Origin of the sequence: Marinobacter persicus, from assembly GCF_900114155.1 — a bacterium.
GTDB lineage: Bacteria > Pseudomonadota > Gammaproteobacteria > Pseudomonadales > Oleiphilaceae > Marinobacter > Marinobacter persicus.
Genome location: NZ_FOSC01000005.1, coordinates 211,677 through 232,268, shown reverse-complemented (window position 1 = coordinate 232,268; position 20,592 = coordinate 211,677). Strand labels below are relative to the sequence as shown.

Below are 20,592 nucleotides of genomic sequence, written 5' to 3'. Positions count from 1 at the left end.
ACGAAGGGCGGAAATGGCCTTTCCAAAAACCGCTACGAGCACATCCATGGCAGATTTTTGCTCCTGCAAAATCTGCACTTCCGCCATCCATGGCGGTCGTGCGTTCTCTCAGGCCATCCTTGGCCTTCGAAATTTTTGGAAAGGCCATTCCCGCCCTTCTATTCAGACTTTTTGTTCGCCCGCCTAAAGCAACACTTCACTCAATACGCCGGCTTAAACGGGCACCCTCCGTTAAGGGGCACCCGCTTCGAAATCTGACTCGCCTATCACTGCATCTTCTGATTCCGGAACACGCTCAGAACTTTCCAGATACTGTGTTCTACAGCGGCACTGGTCGCCAGGCCGAGTTTCTCCGGCAGCGTGCGTTTGCGCTGATAGGACACTGAAACTACTTCTCCCCGGTCACAGGCTTCGATCAGGTATTCGTCGGAGGTTTTCACCTCGTCAATCAGGTTGACTTCCAGGGCACGTTTGCCGAACCAGATGTCGCCGTTGGACACGGCTTTGATGTCCAGGTTCGGGCGGCGTTCGCTGACGTAGTCTTTGAACAGGGTGTGGGTGTCTTCCAGGTCTTCGAGGAATTTCTTACGGCCGCCTTCGGTGTTTTCGCCGAAGATGGTCATGGTGCGTTTGTGTTCGCCGGCGGTGAGTACTTCGAAGTCGATGTCGTTCTTTTTCAGTACCCGGTGGAAGTTGGGCAGTTGGGCAACGACGCCGATGGAGCCGAGCACGGCGAACGGTGAGGCGATGATGCGGTCGGCCACGCAGGCCATCATGTAACCGCCGCTGGCGGCGACTTTGTCGACGCAGGCGGTGAGTTTGATGCCTTTGCTGCGGATGCGGTCAAGCTGGGCGGCGGCCAGGCCGTAGGCGTGGACCAAACCGCCGCCGCTTTCCAGGCGGATGACCACTTCGTCGGTGTCCGGGTCGGCCACGCTGAGGATGGCGGAGACGGAGCGGCGCAGTGTGGTGGTGTCGCTGGCTTTGATGTCGCCATCGAAGTCGATGACAAAGATGCGCCCTTTGCTGTCTTTTTCTTCGGTGTCGCTGCCCTGTTTGGCGGCTTTTTTCTCCGCTTTCTTTTCTTTCTTCTTCTGTTTCTGCCAGGCCTTGCGCTCGCCTTCGGACATCAGGCGGCTCTGGATGGATTCGCGGAGTTTGCGGTACTGGTCGTTGAGCTTGCCGATTTTCAGCTCGCCGTCGTCACCGTGTTCGTCCGACTCTTTTCGGGTCAGGGACACGACAACCGACGCGAGTACAACGGCGGCGATGACGAAGGTGGCGATTTTGGCCAGAAACAGGCCGTATTCAGTCAGAAATTCCAAGCTATGCTCTCCACAGGGTCATTTGCGAACATGGCAGTGTACCTTGTCGGTAAAGGCGCCACAAAGCCGTCCGCTGAAATTTAAAACACACGTTTGATTGTTCTTGACACCAACCTGACAGTCACCATAAAGTCGAAGCACAAGAACACTCACAGCAGCAAAGGTATAACAATGTCTGTAGATCAGGTTTTTGAAAAACTGGAAAACAACTTTAACGCAGAAGCCGCCCAGGGTCTCGATCTGGTTTTCCAGTTCGATGTGGAAGACGACAAGACCTACCACCTGGTGGTCAAGGATGGTACCTGCAAGCTGGTTGAAGGCGCCCATGACGATCCTTCAGTTACCCTGATCATGAACTCTGAAACGCTCAAGGGCATTGTTTCCGGCGAGACCGACGGCATGCAGGCGTTTATGGCCGGGCAGCTGCGGGCCGAGGGCGACATGATGCTGGCCACCAAGTTGGGCGAGCTGTTCAATATGGGCTGAGCACTGCCCGTTGGATGCAAAAAACCTGCGTTTCGGCGCAGGTTTTTTTGTGTGTGGAGATCAGCGGCTCTAGAGGCCGACGCCGTCCAGGGAGCTTTCCGCCAGCCTTAGCAGGTCCGGGTTGCGCTCTTCGTTCCGGCCAATGCTTTCAATGTAGTACTCCAGGGATGTCAGGGCATCAGCCAGGGCTTCCAGCACCTGTTCACTGGGCGCTTCGCGGGCGTCCAGCAACTGTTGCTGAATGGAGCCGGCAATCCGGGCGATGACCTGCGCCGCCTGGGAATCGCTGATCAGTTCCAGCCCGCCCCAGATGCTGTGCAAGGTGCCCGGCAGGTTGGCCAGGTGAAGCTTGTCGTAATCCGATTCCAGGAAGGCGGTAATGGCGCGTTTGGCCAGGGTAAGCGCACTGCGTGCTTCATCGGCGACCACCCAGATGGCTTCCTGCAGGTACACCGACGCCTCGCCGGTGTTGGCAGCCGCCGCCATGGCATCGGTTTCCGGTGTGATACCACGATGCACAAACTGCATGACGGCATCTTCGATCGCCAGCACCGAGCCGGCCAGCCGGTACAGCTCGTCTTCGCCCGGCAGACGGTCTTCCTCTTCCCACTGGCGCAACCGGGATGCTTCGTCAGCCGACAGGCGGGCCAGCTGGTCCAGATCGAGCATTCGAAGGGTGTTGGCCACGCGGTCCAGCCCTTCGCCAATGGCCGAGAGTTCGGCAAGATCCGGCTCCAGGCCACGTTCAATGATATCCAGCCGGTCCTTGAGCTGGTTCAGCTCTTCCTGCAGGGCCTGGGACAGGGATTTCAGCACATCGGCTCCGAGGCCATAGAGCCGGCGGGCGTGGGCCTCCATCATGCTGTCGGGGAACTTCGACGGAGCCAGCTGGTAGGCGGACAGCACACGCACTACTTCCGGGTTGCCGGAGCCGGAGCGATACAGCAGGTAAACCAGTTCCATCAGCAGGCTGTCGGGTGCTGGTTTGTCCATGGCCGGCTTGCCCACATAAACGATGTCCCGGGCCTGTCTTTCCAGTTGCATCAGCAGGCGCTTGCGGGCCTTGGTAAAGCCCATTGCCCGGTCAAGCATGGTATTGGCAACAATGGTGAACAGGCACCATAACTGGCCTTTTGGGGTGCCCTGGGTCAGGCGGGCAAACCCCCGGGCGGCACGGGCCATCAGCTTTTTGCTGATTTCCGGGTTACGGTCTTTGAGAATGCCCAGCAAGGCAATCTGGAAGGTCAGGCGCATGCGGCGGGTGAAGGCTTCCTGTTCGCCGTCCTTGTCCGCCAGCGGAGCCAGGGGCAGATCGGCGCAGAAATTGGGGTGTTCACCCACGCCCGGGTTGAAGAACCAGGATTCCGGGTAGGGTTTCTCCTGCCGGGCCTCACGCAGGTCATTGATGGCCGGCAACAGAAGTTCCGGGTGGTCTTCCCGCTGCTGGTGGTAATACTCGGTGTAACGGCGCAGGGTGAACAACGCACTGTTCATGGCGGTCAGGCGGGTGTCGGCCTCCGCCCCTGCCGGCATGTCCTCCGTCAGCGCCAGGGTTTCCTGGCACAGACGGCTGGCGCCTTTGAGTTCCACCAGAATGAAAATACCACGCAGCTGGTTGAGGTAGTCTGCGCAGTTTTGCAGCTCTTCCGGCTGATCGCGGTTTTCCTGGAAGCGCTCAAGACTGGTTTCCGCCTGCTTGATGGTCTGATCGATTTCATTCCGGACCAGATCAAACGAGTGAGATCTCGTCGCCAGAGATGCTTGAACCATAAACGCTTCCTGTTAATTTGCGGAAACTACCGCGTCCTGTTGATGACCCTGTCGGGCCCGAGCCTTCCCTGCGCTGGAAAAAACCGGTGCCGGCGTTACTCCAGTGTGCAAAAACTGATTAGCTAGCCAGTATTTATAACATATTATTGAAGTTGCTCAACAAACGGCAACCGGAAAAACAACAGACTCTGATCTGGTTCTCATTCCCCGTTTTCCAGGCGTGCCCAAACGGTTTCACCGGCCTGTTTGGCCATCATATCCATAAACTCCCGGTGGGCCGAATCCTCCTCTTCGCTGGCCCGCACCACGGCCAGGGCCGGGCGGTCACTACTGGCCCGCCGGATGCGGCCGGCACCACCGGCTTCGCCGCCGTCGGCATCCAGGGAAAGCGCGGTCTGGCCACCGGTCATCAGCAGGTAGACATCGGCCAGGATCTCGGCATCCAGCAAGGCGCCGTGCAGTTCCCGGTTGCTGTTGTCCACCCCGTAGCGCTTACACAGGGCATCCAGGCTGTTTTTCTGGCCCGGGTGCTTGGCACGGGCGATGGCCAGGGAATCGACAATACCGCAATGGTCGGCGGTTTTGCGTACCGGTTTCAGGCGCGCGAATTCGGCATCCATGAAGCCAACGTCGAACGCGGCGTTATGGATGACCAGCTCGGCGCCCTTGATGAACTCGAAGAACTCGTCCGCCACTTCGGAGAATTTTGGCTTGTCGGCCAGGAATTCGTTGGTAATGCCGTGTACCGAGATCGCCTCGGCTTCCACTTCCCGTTCGGGGTTGATGTACACGTGGTAGTTGCGGCCGGTGAGCTCCCGCTCCACCACTTCCACACAACCAATTTCGATAATCCGGTGGCCATCGTTCGGGTCGATGCCGGTGGTTTCGGTATCCAGTACTATCTGTCGCATTGCCTTTCCAGTGTCTTTTTACGCTGCAGGATTCAGGAGGTGGCCAGCTCGGTTACGCCCCGGTTGGCCAGTTCGTCGGCCAGTTCGTTATCCGGCTCGCCGGAATGGCCTTTCACCCAGTGCCAGTTGATCTGGTGGCGAGCGGTTTCGGCGTCGAGCTCCTTCCAGAGATCGGCATTTTTGACCGGCTTTTTGGCCGCGGTTTTCCAGCCTTTGCGTTTCCAGCCGTCCATCCACTCTGTGATGCCCTTGCGCACGTATTGGGAATCCGTGAACAGTTCCACCTGGCACGGCCGGCTGAGGGCTCGAAGGCCGCGAATGGCCGCCATCAGTTCCATGCGGTTGTTGGTGGTTTGCGCTTCGCCCCCGTGCAGGGTCTTGCAGGCATCACCGTAACGCAGCACCACACCCCAGCCGCCCGGCCCGGGATTACCCTTGCAGGCCCCATCGGTATACATGATCACCTTGCCGGCCATTGCTTCTCCTGTTGTTTCCGGTTGTTGCTCATGGTGCCACTGCGGCTGGCACAGCCGCCCGGCGCGCCAAGGGTGCCGGGAATGGGCATCACCTTGGCTTTCTGCCAGCGCGCGCGCGGTGGCACGCGCCCGACCACCCGTTTGCGGGCGAGGATACAGTAATACGCGCCGATCGGCAGCCAGTCGCGATTCCTCTGCCGGGTCCGGCGATGGCCACGGTTATTCTGCAGCGGCAGGGCGCAGAAATGGGTGGCCGAGTCGTCTATCTGGAATCCCAGCAGCCGCAGCCAGTCTTCCATGCGTTTGCGGAACAGGAAACGCCCGCCCCAGGGGCCCTCGTGGTGCCGCGACACCAGCTTCCGTAATCCCCACAGACTCACCGGGTTAAAGCCGATCAGGGCAATCTTGCCCTCCCCCCTCAGCACACGGGCGGATTCCCGCAGAACCTGATGAGGGTCGGGCGAGAAATCCGCGGTGTGGTGCAGTATCACCAGGTCCATGGAATCGCCGGGAAATGGCAGTTCGTCGGCGTCGGCCACCGCCACACTATCCGGCATGTGGGCGTGCCAGCCCGGCGTGGTGATGATTTTCTGGACGAAATCCGAACCGCTGGCCAGCGGCAGCCGGTGGCTCAACCCTACCTGCAATTGCCGGGCGCCGGTAAGCGGGGCCGTTGCCTGATCCAGCACATGGCGCTGGTTGGCCAGCATGGCGCGCCCCAGTGAGCTCTGAAACCAGCGTTCAAAGCTTTCGTGGCGGGCTTTGTATTCGTTATCGAGCGAGCCGGTCACAGGTATTTCCCCCTTGTGGCGGTTAGCCACACGTCCCTTTCTTGGGATAGCCACTATGATGTTTTATGATACCAGCCACACTCGACGATCACATGGGGTTTCGATGTTCAGCATTCGTGCCATACCAGCGTTCAACGATAACTATATCTGGTGCCTGTCTCACGACGACTCTGGCCGGGCGCTGATTGTTGACCCCGGCCAGGCCGGGCCGGTCCTGCAATATCTGAAAGACCAGCAGCTGACCGCCGACACCATTCTGGTCACCCATCACCACCCTGACCACACCGGCGGCGTCGGGGAGCTTGAGCAGGCATTCCCGGACGTGCGCATTACCGGCCCGGCTGATTCTCCGTTCAAGGGAGTGAATCATGTGGTGCATCCGGGTGATGAAGTGGTCTGGCAAGGGCTGACGTTCAACGTCATGGCCGTACCGGGGCACACGCTGGACCATATCGCCTACTTCACGGACAACCTGATCAGTGGCCGGCCGCTACTGTTTGCCGGCGACACCCTGTTCGCCTGCGGCTGCGGTCGGTTGTTCGAGGGCAGCGCCGAGCAGATGCACCGGTCGCTGGCCACCCTGCGCGAACTGCCTGAGGAAACCGCTGTTTACTGTGCCCACGAATACACCCTGGCCAACCTGCGTTTCGCCCGTAGCTGGCTGCCGGACGACGAGGGCCTGCGCGAATTCGAGCAGCGCTGCCAGCAAATGCGTGAGCAGGATCTCCCCACCATTCCGACCACCCTTGCCGAAGAAAAGGCACTGAACCCTTTCCTGCGCTGGGACGATCCGGCCGTGATGGCCGTTGCCCGGCGTTATGGCGCCGAACACGGTTTACCGGTAGCATCCGATGCCGATATTTTCGCCGCAATCAGGCACGGTAAGGACAATTTCTGAGGACCCCTATCATCATGTCGGTCAAATATTTTTCCACGCTGGTGCTCACGTCTGGCCTGTTGGCCGGCTGCGCCGGCCTGCAGCAGAACGACAGCGACCATGCCTCCGGCAACCCCATGGACTCCAGAGAAGTGATGGTCGCCAGTGGTGACGACAACCTGAAAGCATCGGTTGTCGAGAACAACAATGCCGACAACAGTGTTGAGGCGCCCCTTGACGATGCCATATCGCCGGAGCTCAGGGCCCGTGCGAAAGACGCCCGGCAAAACCTGGAAAAGCCCAAAGCCGACGACGCGGAAGCCGAAAGCCAGAACGATCTGTGGGCCCGCCTGCGAGCGGGCTTTGCCATGGATCACGATATTGACGACCCGCGAGTACAGGCCCAGCTGAACTGGTACACCAAACACCCACGCTACATTGATCGCGTGGCCGAACGGGGCGCCCGATACCTGCATTACATCATCGAACAGACTGAGGCCCGTGACCTGCCCACGGAGCTGGCACTGCTTCCGATCGTGGAAAGTGCGTTTGATCCTTTCGCCTATTCCCACGGGCGGGCAGCCGGCCTCTGGCAGTTTATTCCGTCCACCGGCAAGTACTTCGGCCTGACCCAGAGCTGGTGGCACGATGACCGCCGGGACGTTCTGGCCGCCACCGATGCCGCCCTCACCTATCTGGAGCGCCTGACCAAGCGATTTGACGGCGATTACACGCTGGCGCTGGCCGCCTACAACGCCGGCGGCGGCACAGTGTCCATCGCGATGCGCAGAAACCGCAACGCCAACCGGCCGACGGATTTCTGGTCTCTGTCCCTGCCAAAAGAAACCCGCCATTACGTGCCCAAGCTGATCGCTCTGGCGAAAATCTTCGACAACCCGGAGGCCTACGACATCGAACTGCCGGCGCTGCCCAACAAGCCCTACTTCGAGGTGGTGGAAACCGGCTCCCAGCTGGATCTGGCCCAGGCCGCCGAGCTGGCCGGCGTGGATATTGACGAAATCTACCTGCTGAACCCCTCCTATAACCGCTGGGCCACCCGGCCGGCCGGCCCGCACCGGCTGCTGGTGCCGGCGAAGAATGCCGACACTTTCCGTACCGCTCTGGCCAATTTCCCGACATCACAGCGGGTGTCCTGGCAGGATTACACAGTCAAACCCGGTGACAATCTCGGCGCGATTGCCCAGCGTTTCTCCACCAGGGCCAGCGTCATCCGCGAGGTTAACAAGCTTGATGGCGACCTGATTCGCGTGGGCCAGCAACTGCTGATTCCATCCGCCGCCCGGGGCGATGCCGCCTATGCCCTCAGCCAGTCACAACGCCTGCAGCGCAAACAGAACCGCCAGCGCGAGGGCAACAAACTGCGCCATGTGGTCCGCAGTGGCGACACCTTCTGGGACATTGCCCGCGAACACAAGGTATCGGTACGGCAAGTGGCGGCCTGGAACGGCATGGCCCCAGGCGACCCGCTGATCCCCGGCAAGGAGCTGGTGATCTGGTCGAAAAATAGCAACGCCTCCGTCGCCAGCCGCTCGTCCGGTCGCGATAACATGGTGCGGAAGGTTGGCTACCGGGTTCGCAGCGGGGATTCGCTGTATGCCATCGCCGATCGTTTTGCCGTTAACGTTCAGGACATCGCTTCATGGAACGATCTTAATACCGACCGCTACCTGCAACCGGGTGAAAGTCTGGTACTCTACGTGGATGTGAGAAACAGTCCCTAACGTGCGAGAATCATGACAAAAAAACGGACCGCTCCGTCGCTCACCCTGCTTCAGGCAGCCGCTGGCCTGGTCGGCGCCCTGGCGCTGTCGCTCTCCTCGGCTCCCGCCCTGGCCACCCCGGAACCGGTGCATGGCATTGCCATGCACGGTGAGGTGAAATACCCGCCGGATTTCAGTCATTTTGACTATGTAAACCCGGAGGCGCCGAAGGGAGGCACCCTGCGGCTGTCCGTGGTGGCCAACGGCTTCGACAGTTTCAACCCGTACGTGGTGCGTGGAGTGGCCGCCGCCGGGGTTTCAAGTTATCTGTACGACAGCCTTCTGGAGCCCTCAGCGGACGAACCGTTTTCCGAGTACGGCCTGATCGCCGAAAGCCTTGAGGTTCCCGAAGACCGCAGCTATGTCATCTTCAACCTGCGTGAAGAGGCCCGGTTCCAGGATGGCGAGCCGATTACCGCGGAGGATGTGGCGTTTTCCTACCGCATCCTGACCACCGAGGGCCATCCGTTTTACCGCAATTATTATGCGGAAGTCAGTGACGTCACCGTTGAGGACAGCCACCGGGTCCGCTTTGATTTTGGCGACACCGAGAACCGTGAGCTGCCCCTGATTCTCGGTCAGATGCCAATTTTGCCCGCCCATTACTGGCAGGATCGTGACTTCAGCAGCAACGGGCTGGACGTTCCCGTCGGCAGCGGCCCGTACCGTATTGGTGATTACGAAGCCGGCCGCTCGGTGACCTATCATCGAGTGGACGACTACTGGGCCAGGGACCTGGGCGTGCGCAAGGGGCGATTCAATTTCGACGAGATCCGCTACGAGTACTACAACGACGACACCGTGGCGCTGGAATCCTTCAAAGCCGGCAACTTTGATTTCCGCCAGGAAACCTCGGCCAAGAACTGGGCCACCGCCTACACCGGCAATGCCTTTGACCAGGGCAATATTACCCGTGAAGCCGTGGAACACCACCGACCCGCTGGCATGCAGGGCTTTGTTTTCAACACCCGCAAAAAGGTCTTCCAGGACCGGCGGGTGCGCGAAGCACTCAGCTACGGCTTCGATTTTGAATGGGCCAACCGCAACCTGTTCTTTGACCAGTACACCCGCACCAAAAGTTATTTCGAGAACAGCGAACTGGCATCCTCCGGTTTGCCGGAAGGCCGGGAACTGGAAATTCTCCAGCCATTCCGCGACCAGCTGAGTTCCGATGTATTCAACGAACCCTACTCGCCCCCAAGCACCGGCGACAGCAACACCCTCCGGGACAATCTGCGCCAGGCGCTGAGCCTGCTGCGCGAAGCCGGATATGGCATCAAAGATGGCCGGATGGTGCACCAGGCCACCGGCGAACCGCTGTCGTTCGAGGTCTTGCTGTTCCAGAAGAGTTTTGAACGGGTCGTTTTGCCGTTTAAACGTAACCTTGAGCGTTTGGGAATCGAGGTAACCGTGCGGCTGGTGGACAGCAACCAGTACGTGCAGCGTGTGCGTAATTTTGATTTCGACATGATTACCCAGGTGCTGCCGCAATCCGATTCCCCGGGCAACGAGCAGCGCGAATACTGGCACTCCGACAACGCCGACGTGGTTGGTTCACGCAACTACATGGGCATTGAAGATCCGGTGGTTGACGAGCTGGTCAGCCAGGTTATTCAGGCACCGGATCGCCAGGCACTCATTCACCGGGTTCGGGCACTGGACCGTGTTCTGCTGCATGGCCACTACGTGATCCCCCACTGGCACCTGAGCAAGGACCGGATTGCCTACTGGAACAAACTCAAACGCCCCGAGGTCACACCGAAAAACGGTATTGACCTGAATAACTGGTGGATCACCCCCTGAATGGGCATCTACATACTCCGGCGGCTGGCACTGATTATTCCCACCCTGGTGGGAATCATGCTGCTCAATTTCATCATTGTGCAGGCCGCTCCCGGCGGGCCGGTTGAGCAGCTGATCGCTGAAATGGAGGGCCATGGCGGCAGCGCACTGGCCCGGGCCAGCGGCGGCGATACCGGCGGCGAGGTGGCTTCCACCTCCGGTGACAGCCGGGGTTCACGCGGGCTGCCGCCGGAAATGCTGGAAGAAATCGAGAAGATGTACGGCTTTGACAAGCCTGCCCATGAACGCTTCCTGAAGATGCTCAAGGACTACGCCACCTTCGATTTTGGCGACTCGTTTTTCCGCGACCGCTCCGTGGTGGAGCTGATCATCGACAAAATGCCGGTCTCCATCTCCCTCGGGCTCTGGTCCACCCTAATTATCTACCTGATTTCCATACCGCTGGGCATCCGCAAGGCGGTGCACGACGGGTCCCGTTTCGATGTCTGGACCAGCTCGGCCATTGTGGTGGGTTACGCCATTCCCGGCTTCCTGTTCGCCATTCTGCTGATCGTGCTGTTTGCCGGCGGCAGCTACTTTGACTGGTTCCCGCTACGGGGGCTGACCTCATCCAATTTTGAAGAGCTGAACTGGTACCAGAAAGTCGCGGATTATTTCTGGCACCTGGCGTTGCCGGTAACCGCCAACGTAATCGGCGGCTTTGCCACCCTCACCCTGCTCACCAAGAACTCGTTCCTGGATGAAATTGGCAAGCAGTACGTGGTCACCGCCAGGGCCAAGGGCCTGGAAGAAAAACAGGTGCTGTACGGCCATGTCTTCCGCAACGCCATGCTGATTGTCATCGCCAGCCTGCCCGGCGTGCTGGTGTCCCTGTTCTTCACCGGTTCGCTTTTGATCGAGGTTATTTTCTCGCTGGACGGCCTGGGACTATTGGGCTTTGAAGCAGCACTGAACCGCGACTATCCGGTGATTTTCGGCACCCTGTTCATCTTCACCCTGATGGGGCTGGTGCTGAAGCTGATCAGCGACATCACCTACGTGCTGGTGGACCCGCGTATCGATTTTGAAAGCCGGGAGGGCGCGTGAGCCTGCTTGACCTCTCGCCAATCCAGCAACGTCGCCTGCGCAATTTCCGCAATAACCGCCGGGGTTACTGGAGCCTTTGGCTGTTCCTGATCCTGTTTGGCCTGTCCCTGTGCGCCGAACTGATCGCCAACGACAAACCGCTGGTGGTCTCCTATCAGGATGAGATCTACTTTCCTGTCGTGGAAACCATCCCGGAGGAAACCTTTGGTGGTTTCCTCCCCACCGAGGCGGACTACCGGGACAGCTTTATCGCCGGGGAAATCCAGGCCAACGGCTGGATGCTCTGGCCACCCATCCGTTTCAGCTACGACACCATCAACTACGACCTGGACGTACCCTCGCCGGCCCCACCCAGCGCCGAAAACTGGCTCGGCACCGACGACCAGGGCCGGGATGTGGCCGCCCGGGTGATTTACGGCTTCCGTATTTCCGTGCTCTTTGGCCTGACCCTGACTCTCGCCAGCTGCGTGGTGGGGGTCACCGTGGGCGCCATCCAGGGCTACTACGGTGGCAAGGTGGACCTGTTCGGCCAGCGCTTTATCGAGGTCTGGTCCGGGCTGCCCATGCTGTACCTGCTGATCATCCTGTCGGCCATCGTTCAGCCCAACTTCTGGTGGCTGCTGGGCATCATGCTGCTGTTCAGCTGGATGGGGCTGGTGGATGTGGTACGCGCCGAGTTTCTGCGTGCCCGCAACTTTGAATACGTGAAAGCGGCCCGGGCCCTGGGGCTGGATAACCGGCGCATCATGTTCCGGCACATTCTGCCCAACGCCATGGTGGCCACCCTCACCTTTTTGCCGTTTATCCTCACCGGCGCCATTACCGGCCTGACCTCGCTGGATTTCCTGGGCTTTGGCCTGCCCTCCGGCTCGCCCTCGCTAGGCGAACTGATCGCCCAGGGCAAGGCCAACCTGCACGCGCCCTGGCTGGGGATTTCCGCGTTTGTGTCCCTGTCGATCATGCTGACCCTGCTGGTGTTTGTGGGCGAAGCGGTTCGTGATGCCTTCGACCCGAGAAAGAGCTGATATGAGTGACCTGCTGACCGTCTCGGATCTTTCCATCTGTTTTGACAACGGCCCACCGGTGGTCGACGGCCTGTCGTTTGCCCTGCAACCCGGACAGACCCTGGCGCTGGTCGGTGAAAGCGGCTCTGGCAAGTCCATCTCGGCGTTGTCAGTGCTGCGCCTGCTGGATGAACGCCACGCCGGGTATCCGTCCGGCAGAATCGAGTATCACGGCGAGGACCTGCTCAAAGCCTCCGAGAAGCGCCTGCGCCAGATCCGGGGCTGGAAAATCAGCATGATCTTCCAGGAACCGATGACCTCGCTCAATCCACTGCACACGGTGGAGAAGCAGATTACCGAAACCCTGGAGCTGCACAAGGGCCTGCGTGGGCCCCAGGCCCGCGAGCGTTGCTTGGAACTGCTCGACCTTGTGGGCATTCCCGAACCGGAACGGCGGCTGAAGAGCTACCCTCACCAGCTCTCCGGCGGGCAGAAGCAACGGGTGATGATTGCCATGGCCCTGGCCAACGAACCGGAACTGTTGATTGCCGACGAACCCACCACCGCGCTGGATGTAACGGTGCAAAAGCAGGTGCTGGAGCTGCTCGAATCCCTTCAGCACAAAATGGGCATGGCCCTTCTGCTGATCACCCACGACCTCACGCTGGTGCGGCGCTACGCCGATCAGGTGGTGGTGATGGAAAAAGGCAAAGCCGTGGAGGCCGGTGACTGCGAAGCGCTGTTCCGCAACCCGCAACACCCCTACACCCGCAAACTGATCGATGCCGAGCCGCCGGAAAGCCCGGAAACCATTGCAGGAAGCCATTCGGAGCTGCTGACGGTCGACACCCTGAACGTGCGCTTTCCGATCCGTAAAAACCTGCTGGGGCGGGTCAGGGAAGCCTTCCACGCGGTGCAGGACGTCAGTTTTACCGTGCGCAAAGGGGAAACCCTGGGCATTGTCGGTGAAAGCGGCAGCGGCAAGACCACCATCGGCCATGCCCTGCTGAAACTGACCGGCGCCACCGGCAATATTAGCCTGGATGGCACGGATCTGGGCAGCATGAGCCAGAAACAGTTCCGGCCGTGGCGCCGGCGAATCCAGATCGTCTTCCAGGATCCGTTCGGCAGCCTGAGCCCGCGCATGTCGGTGGCCGAGATTATCGGCGAGGGGCTGGCGATTCACTCGCCCGACAAGCTTGCGGAACACGAGGCGATGGTTATCCGGGCCCTCACCGACGTCGGTCTGGACCCGGGAGCCCGGCACCGCTACCCCCACGAGTTTTCCGGCGGCCAGCGCCAGCGCATCGCCATTGCCCGCGCACTGGTCCTGCAGCCGGACATCATCGTGTTGGACGAACCAACCTCGGCGCTCGACCGCACGGTTCAGAAGCAGGTTATTGAACTGCTACGCGATATTCAGGCCCGATATGGGTTATCCTATATCTTTATCAGTCACGATCTGGCTGTGGTCCGGGCCCTCAGTCACAAACTGCTGGTATTGAAGCAGGGTCGGATTGTCGAATATGGCACCGCCGAGACCATTTTCCGGAACCCTGAGCAGGCCTATACGCGGGATCTGCTCAGCGCGGCGTTGTTTCATCAGTCTACGACCAATTGATCGTTACCCGGGCCCCGGTGGTCCGGGATAATTTATTGAAACCAAAGAACATAGGGAGTTCGAACCCATGGGTATGCTCAGTGGCAAGAAAGCACTGATTGTTGGCGTTGCCAGTAAACACTCCATTGCCTACGGCATTGCCGAGGCTTTTGCCCGTGAAGGCGCCGAAATGGCCTTCACCTACCAGAATGAAAAACTGCAATCCCGCGTTGAGAAGTTCGCGGACCAGTGGGGCAGCAAGCTGACTTTCCCGTGCGACGTGGCCAGCGATGAAGAGATCGATAACGTCTTTACCGAGCTGAAGAAGCACTGGGACAACATCGACATCATCATCCACGCAGTCGGTTATGCCCCGGCCCACGAGCTGAATGGCAACTACGTGGACGTGACCACCCGGGAAGGCTTCAAGATCGCCCACGACATCAGCTCCTACAGCTTCGTGGCGCTGGCCAAGGGTGCCCGCGACATGATGCACGAAGGCAGCAGCCTGGTCACCCTGAGCTACCTGGGCGCCGAGCGTGTCCTGCAGAACTACAACGTGATGGGCCTGGCCAAGGCTTCCCTGGAAGCCAACGTTCGTTACATGGCAGCCAGCCTGGGCAAAGACGGTATCCGCGTGAACGGCATTTCCGCCGGCCCGATCAAGACCCTGGCCGCTTCCGGTATTGCCAGCTTCCGTCGCATGCTGGCCGAGAACGCCAAGCGCGCACCGCTGCGTCGTAACGTGACCACCGAGGAAGTGGGCAACGCGGCCGCCTTCCTGGGTTCCGACCTGGCCTCCGGTATCACCGGTGAGATCATGTACGTGGATGGTGGTTTCAACATCACCGGCATGGGCGAGCTGGAAGACTGATACGCAGCCTGTGTTCATGCTGCCAATACCGAAAGGGCCGGCGTCAGCGCCGGCCCTTTTTTATTGGAGACGGGGGTTGATCCGGTCGTTTTCAGAGCCGGGTGCGTCAGCTTTCGGCCAGTGCTTGCGCCACCGCGTCCATCCATTCCAGATAATCGGTCTCGTCTGATTCCAGCACCCGCACCCCCACCAGGTACCCCTCCTTCACCGGACGGCACCAGACCACTTCGATCATCAGCTGAAACGGCGCCCTGCCGTTACCCAGATCAATGCTGGCGCCCAGGATGGAATCCGCCATTAATGGCTCCCGTGCCAACAGGCTGAAGCCATCCGTGGAAATATCGCGAATCCGGCACTGGGCAATCCGGGGTTTATCTGCGCCGGCCAGAGGCACGGAGGAAGGCTCCGGCGCTTCCAGTTGAATTCCGGCAACGGCACGAGCCGTCAGCCGGTAGGAGGCACGGTCGTCGTGTCCTCTGGGCAACTCCGGCCCGGTGCCAAAGGTGTAATTCTGGTCCGTCATGGTTCTTCCCTAATGGTTCAGCTTCGCCCCACGCGAATACGGCCGACGACGCGGCTGAGGGTGTCATCAAATTCCGCGGATTTCCCGAGCAGGCGAATGGAGCCGTCAATAATTCCGCTCACCAGCTCATCAAAGAGGTATTCGGTCCGGTTGAGCCCGAGTCTGTCAACAAATACGAATTTGTTGGAGGCGGCAATCTTGACCGCCAGTTTCAGGCGAACCGGTTCTTCACCGGTGTCGCGGGTAACCGCGATCCATCCGCCCAGTCCCAGGCTGCCCACCAGTTTGCCGACCTCCTGCTCCTGCTGCCGCAGTTGCTCGGCCTGTCTGGCCTGTTCGTCTTCCAGGCGCTGGCGTTCGGCATTGGCTTTCTGTTCGGCCAGCTCCGCCTGACGGCGGGCTTCAGCCTGCTGCCGCTCCTGTTCTTCCTGCTCCTTTTGCCGGCGCAGGGTGTCTGCCCTCTCCCGGGCCTGGGCCGCGGCCGCTTCCCGTTGTTTTTTCTGCTTGCTGCAAACCCGCGCCAGTACCAGGACAGACTCTTCCAGCACCTCGCCAAACGGCGTGGGCTCTGGTAGCGCCTTCAGGGTGCCCTGCTCAAGGCTGCGGGCAAAACTGTGCCAGAATTGCAGCCCCAGCCTGGCCCCGACGCCATTGGTCCAGAGAATCTCGTTGGTGGGTTCCAGCAGGGCGAAGAAAAAACGTCTCTGCTCCCTGGCGCCTTCTCCCTCCACGTACCAGTGCTGGGTGAACGGCTTTGCAGATGCCGGGTCCACCGGCGCCATCGACAGCCAGCTGGCATCCCAGGTGAATCCGCCGTTTTCCGGCAGAGCCGGTTCCAGCACCGGCTCGTCTCCCCGCACCCGGGCGACAATCTCCGCCTGCACCGGCTCAACAATGCCGGAAGGCGGCTCCGAGCCCAGTGCCCGGGCCCAGACATCGCGAATGCGCTCTTCTATCTGTTCACCCACGTGATAGAGCCGGCTACGATCGTTTTTCGACAGTTCCGGATCACCGGCCCACACCAGCCATTCCATCAACTTGTTGGCATGGCGATGCAATTCGCCTTCCGTGCCTTCCAGCCACACGCTCTGTTTGAGCACGTTGTACCAATGGTCCAGTACAAACCGGCTAATGGACACTGGCAGGTGCCGACCGGCCAGTGCCCGGCCAATGAGTGCCCGGGCCACCTGATCAGCCAGGCGCTGACGCGCGGCTCCCTGCTCGGTTTCCAGCAGACGCTCGCGCAAACGGCTGACCTGGCCCATGCGCTTTTCCGAATCAATCAGCCAGTGTTCACAGAACTGGTCTACCGGTTCGGCGGTCTGGTGCAGAAAGCTGTCCGCCACCGCGTGTTTCATGGCGTCCAGCTGATCGAGTAAGGCCCGTGCGGAGCGGCCACCGGTATCGCTCCAGCCCCGCCACTCCTGCAGGTGGTCCAGCCAGTCGAGCAGCACGGGCGTAAACGCGGCGGATTCGGCCACATCCAGTCGCCAGGCCAGCCAGAAACGAAGCCGCGCGATACGTCCCACCAGTGTGGCATGCAGGCCACTGGATTTCAGAAACAGGTCCATAATGCGATCGGAAAGGTACGCCGCGTTTACCTGTCGGGTGGTCCAGATCACGTTGACCGACCCGAGCACGTCGGTGACCCGCTCGTCCCGCTGCTCTGTCCAGCATGACAACAGTAAGGAATGCCATTCAGGCTCGGCTTCCGGCGGCACCTTTCCGGCCGGATAGGGCAAATCCGGCACCCGGATACAGGCCAGTATCTTGTTTATACAGGAAGAAACCTGCGCCCTTGTTGCACGGGTGCGTGGCGGTTTCGTTTGAGCTGATGACATCCGGGCCCCGTTCTGTGGAAGCGTTGAAAAGGCGCTGTAAATGACGCAGTATAACCAACTCGCCGGGGTCTGCCGCAACTGCGCGCCGGCGCCACCAACAAAAGTCTTCAAATATCCATCGGGTGAGTTTAGATGTCCGGGAAGAAACTGGAAAACCTGAATGTGGCCAGTCAGGAATCACTGATTACGCCGGAAGCTCTGAAAGAGCAGATGCCGTTGTCAGACAAGGCCGCCGAAACCGTCGCCAATGGTCGCCAGGCCATTTATGACATTCTGGATCGCAAGGACCATCGTCTGTTTGTTGTGGTTGGCCCCTGCTCAATCCACGATGTGGAAGCCGCCAGGGATTACGCCCAGCGTCTGAAAAAACTGGCCGATGAAGTGAGCGACACCCTGCTGCTGGTGATGCGTGTTTACTTTGAAAAGCCCCGCACCACGGTCGGCTGGAAAGGTTTGATCAACGACCCGCACCTGAACGACACCTTCGATATCGAGGAAGGCCTGCACATTGGCCGTCGCCTGCTGCTGGACATTAACGAGATGGGCCTGCCGGCCGCCACCGAGGCGCTGGACCCGATCTCCCCCCAGTACCTGCAGGACACCATTGCCTGGTCCGCCATCGGCGCCCGCACCACCGAATCCCAGACCCATCGGGAAATGAGCAGCGGCCTGTCCATGGCCATCGGCTTCAAGAACGGCACCGACGGCAGCCTGGACGTGACCATCAACGCCATGAAATCCGCCTCCCACCCGCACAGTTTCCTGGGCATTGACCAGCAGGGCAAAGGCGCGATTATCCGCACCAAGGGTAACCAGTACGGTCACGCGGTGCTGCGTGGTGGTGGCGGCAAGCCTAACTACGACTCGGTCAGTGTGGCGCTGTGTGAACAGGCACTGGAGAAAGCCGGCCTGCGCAAGTCCATTATGGTGGACTGCAGCCACGCCAATTCCAACAAGGATCCGGCCATTCAGCCGCTGGTCATGCAGGATGTGACTCACCAGATTCTGGAAGGCAACACCTCCATCCAGAGCCTGATGGTGGAAAGTCATATCAACGAAGGCAATCAGAAGATTCCGGAAAATCTGGAAGACCTGAAATACGGCGTATCCATTACCGACGCCTGTATCAACTGGGAAACCACGGAAAAGGCCATCCGTGATATGCGCGCCAAGCTGAAAGACGTGCTGCCCAAGCGCAACCAGTGATGCGCAACTGGCCCGGGCCGTCCACCGGCACGGGCCAGGACCTCAGGGTGCGCTGGCATCAATAATTCGCAGGCTCGACCCCCAGCCAGTCCAGCTTGCTGCGCAAGGTGACCACCTGCCCGATAATCACCAGCGTCGGCGCCTTCACGCCACCGCTTTCCACCTTCCCGACGATTGTCTTCAGGGTACCGGTAACCACCTGCTGCTCCGGCGTTGTCCCCTTGGACACCAGTGCAACCGGCATGTCTTCCGTCATGCCGCTGGCAATCAGCTGCCGACAGATAATGGGCAGCCCCACCAGGCCCATGTAAAACACCAGAGTCTGATTGTTCTGGACGAAATCGGACCAGGGCAGATCGCAGCTATCGTTCTTGAGGTGACCGGTAATAAATCGCACCGACTGAGCATGGTCCCGGTGTGTGAGCGGAATGCCGGCGTAAGCGGCACAGCCGGATGCAGCAGTAATGCCCGGCACCACCTGAAAGCGCACACCCGCCTCGGCCAGGGTTTCAATTTCCTCGCCACCCCGGCCGAAGATGAACGGGTCTCCGCCCTTCAGCCGGACAACCTTCCGACCCTCCCGGGCCAACTCCACCAGCCGCTGGTTCAGTTGTTCCTGGGGCAAGGTGTGGTGAGAACGCTTCTTGCCCACATGGATGGTTTCAATATGTTCAGGAATCAGCGCCATGATTTCCGCTGACACCAGGTTGTCATGCAGGATGACGTCGGCGGCATTGATCAACCGCCAGGCTTTGAGCGTCAGCAATTCAGGATCACCAGGACCGGCCCCCACCAACGCCACTTCACCGGCGGAATCGTTGGCGTTGCCGGTCACCGGGTTGCTCTGCCCCTTGGGGGGTGCCACAGGGCCGGACTGAATGTCCTCCGGAGGGGTCGGCTTTTTGCTCATTGGATGCGCTCAATGCCGCCCATGTAGGGCTTGAGAACTTCCGGCACCAGAATGCTGCCGTCTTCCTGCTGGTAGTTTTCCATCACGGCGATCATGGCTCGGCCAACGGCCAGACCAGAACCGTTCAGGGTGTGCACCGGTTCCGGCTTGCCGGTTTCCGGGTTACGCCAGCGTGCCTGCATGCGCCGGGCCTGGAAATCACGGGTGTTGGAGCAGGAGGAAATCTCGCGGTACTTGCCCTGCCCCGGCAGCCACACTTCCAGGTCGTAGGTCTTGGCGGCCGAGAAGCCGATGTCGCCGCCGCACAGGGTCATGACGCGGTAAGGCAATTCCAGCATCTGCAGCACTTTCTCTGCGTGGCCGGTGAGTTCTTCCAGTGCCTGTTCGGAGTCTTGAGGACGCACCACGTGCACCAGCTCCACCTTGTCGAACTGGTGCTGGCGAATCATACCCCGCACATCGCGGCCGTAAGAGCCGGCTTCGCTGCGGAAGCACGGGGTGTGGCAAACCAGGCGCAGTGGCAGTTCCGCATCATCCAGAATGGTGTCGGCCACCAGGTTGGTTGCTGGCACTTCCGCGGTGGGAATCAGGTACAGCGGGTTATCGCCGGCGGTACGGAACAGGTCGGCCTCGAACTTGGGCAACTGGCCGGTACCGAAGAGAGTATTGGCATTAACCAGGTAAGGCACGTAGGCCTCGGTATAGGCGTGCTCACCGGTGTGCAGGTTCAGCATGAACTGCGCCAGGGCCCGATGCAGGCGGGCGATTTGCCCCTGCATAACGGCAAAGCGGGAATGGGCCAGATGGGTGGCCTTCTCGAAATCCAGCCCCTTGAGCTGCTCGCCCAGAGTCACGTGATCCTTGGGTTCAAAGCTGAATTCCTTCGGCGTACCCCATTTGCGGATTTCCACGTTGTCGTCTTCGCTCTCACCCGGCGGCACGTCTTCGTCGGGAACATTCGGAATACCGGCAAAGAAGGCGTTCAGGGATTCTTGAACGGAGCGCAGCTCGTCCTCCGCTTCGCCCCGCTGGCGCTTCAGGTCTTCCACTTCCTGCAGCAACGGCTGGATGTCTTCCCCGGCGGCTTTGGCCTTGCCGATGGACTTGGACCGTTTGTTTTGCTCACTCTGCAGGGTTTCCGTGCGCACCTGAATAGCACGGCGACGTTCTTCCAGCTTCTCGAAAGTTTCGGTTTCAAAGGTGTAATGCTTGATGGCCAGGCGGCGGGCGATTTCTTCGGTCTGGCTGCGGACACGTTTCGGATCGAGCATGGTGTTCCTGACTTTCCGGTGAGCGAATGTAAGGTTAAAGGCGCATTATACCTGCAC

At 60.1% G+C, this 20,592-nt stretch carries 17 protein-coding genes and 1 pseudogene; 9 read left to right on the top strand and 9 right to left on the bottom strand.

Annotated features, from left to right (window positions below):
• Positions 1-266 precede the first annotated feature (266 nt).
• Positions 267-1,325, bottom strand: a complete 1,059-nt coding sequence (gene sohB, locus BMZ63_RS07395) for a protease SohB (protein WP_091703742.1) — start codon at positions 1,323-1,325, stop codon at positions 267-269.
• Positions 1,326-1,496: 171 nt separating this feature from the next.
• Here sohB and BMZ63_RS07390 point away from each other — a divergent pair, with 171 nt between their 5' ends.
• Entirely contained in the window at positions 1,497-1,811 is a 315-nt protein-coding gene (locus BMZ63_RS07390; RefSeq protein WP_091703739.1) for an SCP2 sterol-binding domain-containing protein, read from the top strand.
• 69 nt (positions 1,812-1,880) lie between these two features.
• On the opposite strand, the gene BMZ63_RS07385 is transcribed toward BMZ63_RS07390, so the two are convergent.
• From BMZ63_RS07385 to BMZ63_RS07370, 4 genes are all read right to left on the bottom strand, one after another.
• Positions 1,881-3,581, bottom strand: coding sequence for a FimL-related protein (locus BMZ63_RS07385; RefSeq protein ID WP_091703738.1), 1,701 nt, complete (start codon positions 3,579-3,581; stop codon positions 1,881-1,883).
• Positions 3,582-3,781: 200 nt separating this feature from the next.
• Positions 3,782-4,492 (bottom strand): DNA polymerase III subunit epsilon, encoded by a 711-nt coding sequence (gene dnaQ, locus BMZ63_RS07380; RefSeq protein WP_091703735.1) that lies wholly within the window; start codon positions 4,490-4,492, stop codon positions 3,782-3,784.
• Positions 4,493-4,524: 32 nt separating this feature from the next.
• The gene (gene rnhA, locus BMZ63_RS07375; protein WP_091703732.1) at positions 4,525-4,968 is read right to left on the bottom strand and encodes a ribonuclease HI; all 444 of its coding nucleotides are present in this window, start codon (positions 4,966-4,968) and stop codon (positions 4,525-4,527) included.
• The gene (locus BMZ63_RS07370) at positions 4,953-5,789 is read right to left on the bottom strand and encodes a class I SAM-dependent methyltransferase (protein ID WP_425319891.1); all 837 of its coding nucleotides are present in this window, start codon (positions 5,787-5,789) and stop codon (positions 4,953-4,955) included. The genes rnhA and BMZ63_RS07370 overlap by 16 nt, the downstream gene beginning before the upstream one ends.
• Before the next feature lie 73 nt (positions 5,790-5,862).
• Between BMZ63_RS07370 and gloB the strand changes: the two genes are divergently transcribed.
• The 7 genes from gloB (at position 5,863) to BMZ63_RS07335 (ending at position 14,784) form a co-directional block, all read left to right on the top strand.
• Positions 5,863-6,657 (top strand): hydroxyacylglutathione hydrolase, encoded by a 795-nt coding sequence (gene gloB, locus BMZ63_RS07365; protein WP_091703729.1) that lies wholly within the window; start codon positions 5,863-5,865, stop codon positions 6,655-6,657.
• A 14-nt stretch (positions 6,658-6,671) separates the two neighbouring features.
• Entirely contained in the window at positions 6,672-8,378 is a 1,707-nt protein-coding gene (locus tag BMZ63_RS07360; RefSeq protein ID WP_091703726.1) for a lytic transglycosylase, read from the top strand.
• Between the two features lie 12 nt (positions 8,379-8,390).
• Complete coding sequence (locus BMZ63_RS07355) at positions 8,391-10,220, top strand: extracellular solute-binding protein (RefSeq protein WP_091703724.1); 1,830 nt, start codon at positions 8,391-8,393, stop codon at positions 10,218-10,220.
• Positions 10,221-11,306 (top strand): microcin C ABC transporter permease YejB, encoded by a 1,086-nt coding sequence (locus BMZ63_RS07350; RefSeq protein ID WP_091703721.1) that lies wholly within the window; start codon positions 10,221-10,223, stop codon positions 11,304-11,306.
• Between the two features lie 2 nt (positions 11,307-11,308).
• Entirely contained in the window at positions 11,309-12,331 is a 1,023-nt protein-coding gene (locus BMZ63_RS07345) for an ABC transporter permease (protein ID WP_177187046.1), read from the top strand.
• Between the two features lies 1 nt (position 12,332).
• A complete protein-coding gene (locus tag BMZ63_RS07340; RefSeq protein WP_091703716.1) occupies positions 12,333-13,931 on the top strand; it encodes an ABC transporter ATP-binding protein in 1,599 nt (532 codons plus the stop codon).
• A 67-nt stretch (positions 13,932-13,998) separates the two neighbouring features.
• Positions 13,999-14,784, top strand: a complete 786-nt coding sequence (locus tag BMZ63_RS07335) for an enoyl-ACP reductase FabI (RefSeq protein WP_091703713.1) — start codon at positions 13,999-14,001, stop codon at positions 14,782-14,784.
• Between the two features lie 106 nt (positions 14,785-14,890).
• On the opposite strand, the gene BMZ63_RS07330 is transcribed toward BMZ63_RS07335, so the two are convergent.
• Both BMZ63_RS07330 and BMZ63_RS07325 read right to left on the bottom strand, forming a co-directional pair.
• The gene (locus tag BMZ63_RS07330) at positions 14,891-15,307 is read right to left on the bottom strand and encodes a PilZ domain-containing protein (protein WP_091703711.1); all 417 of its coding nucleotides are present in this window, start codon (positions 15,305-15,307) and stop codon (positions 14,891-14,893) included.
• 17 nt (positions 15,308-15,324) lie between these two features.
• A complete protein-coding gene (locus BMZ63_RS07325; RefSeq protein WP_244888381.1) occupies positions 15,325-17,058 on the bottom strand; it encodes a DUF1631 family protein in 1,734 nt (577 codons plus the stop codon).
• Positions 17,059-17,280: 222 nt separating this feature from the next.
• Between BMZ63_RS07325 and BMZ63_RS07320 the strand changes: the two genes are divergently transcribed.
• Entirely contained in the window at positions 17,281-18,354 is a 1,074-nt protein-coding gene (locus BMZ63_RS07320) for a 3-deoxy-7-phosphoheptulonate synthase (RefSeq protein WP_091703705.1), read from the top strand.
• Positions 18,355-18,412: 58 nt separating this feature from the next.
• Here BMZ63_RS07320 and cobA read toward each other — a convergent pair.
• Together cobA and serS are read right to left on the bottom strand one after the other, a co-directional pair.
• A pseudogene (cobA, locus tag BMZ63_RS07315) lies at positions 18,413-19,240 on the bottom strand (uroporphyrinogen-III C-methyltransferase); the annotation flags it as partial.
• A 20-nt stretch (positions 19,241-19,260) separates the two neighbouring features.
• Positions 19,261-20,535, bottom strand: coding sequence for a serine--tRNA ligase (gene serS, locus BMZ63_RS07310; protein WP_091703700.1), 1,275 nt, complete (start codon positions 20,533-20,535; stop codon positions 19,261-19,263).
• Positions 20,536-20,592: the final 57 nt, after the last annotated feature.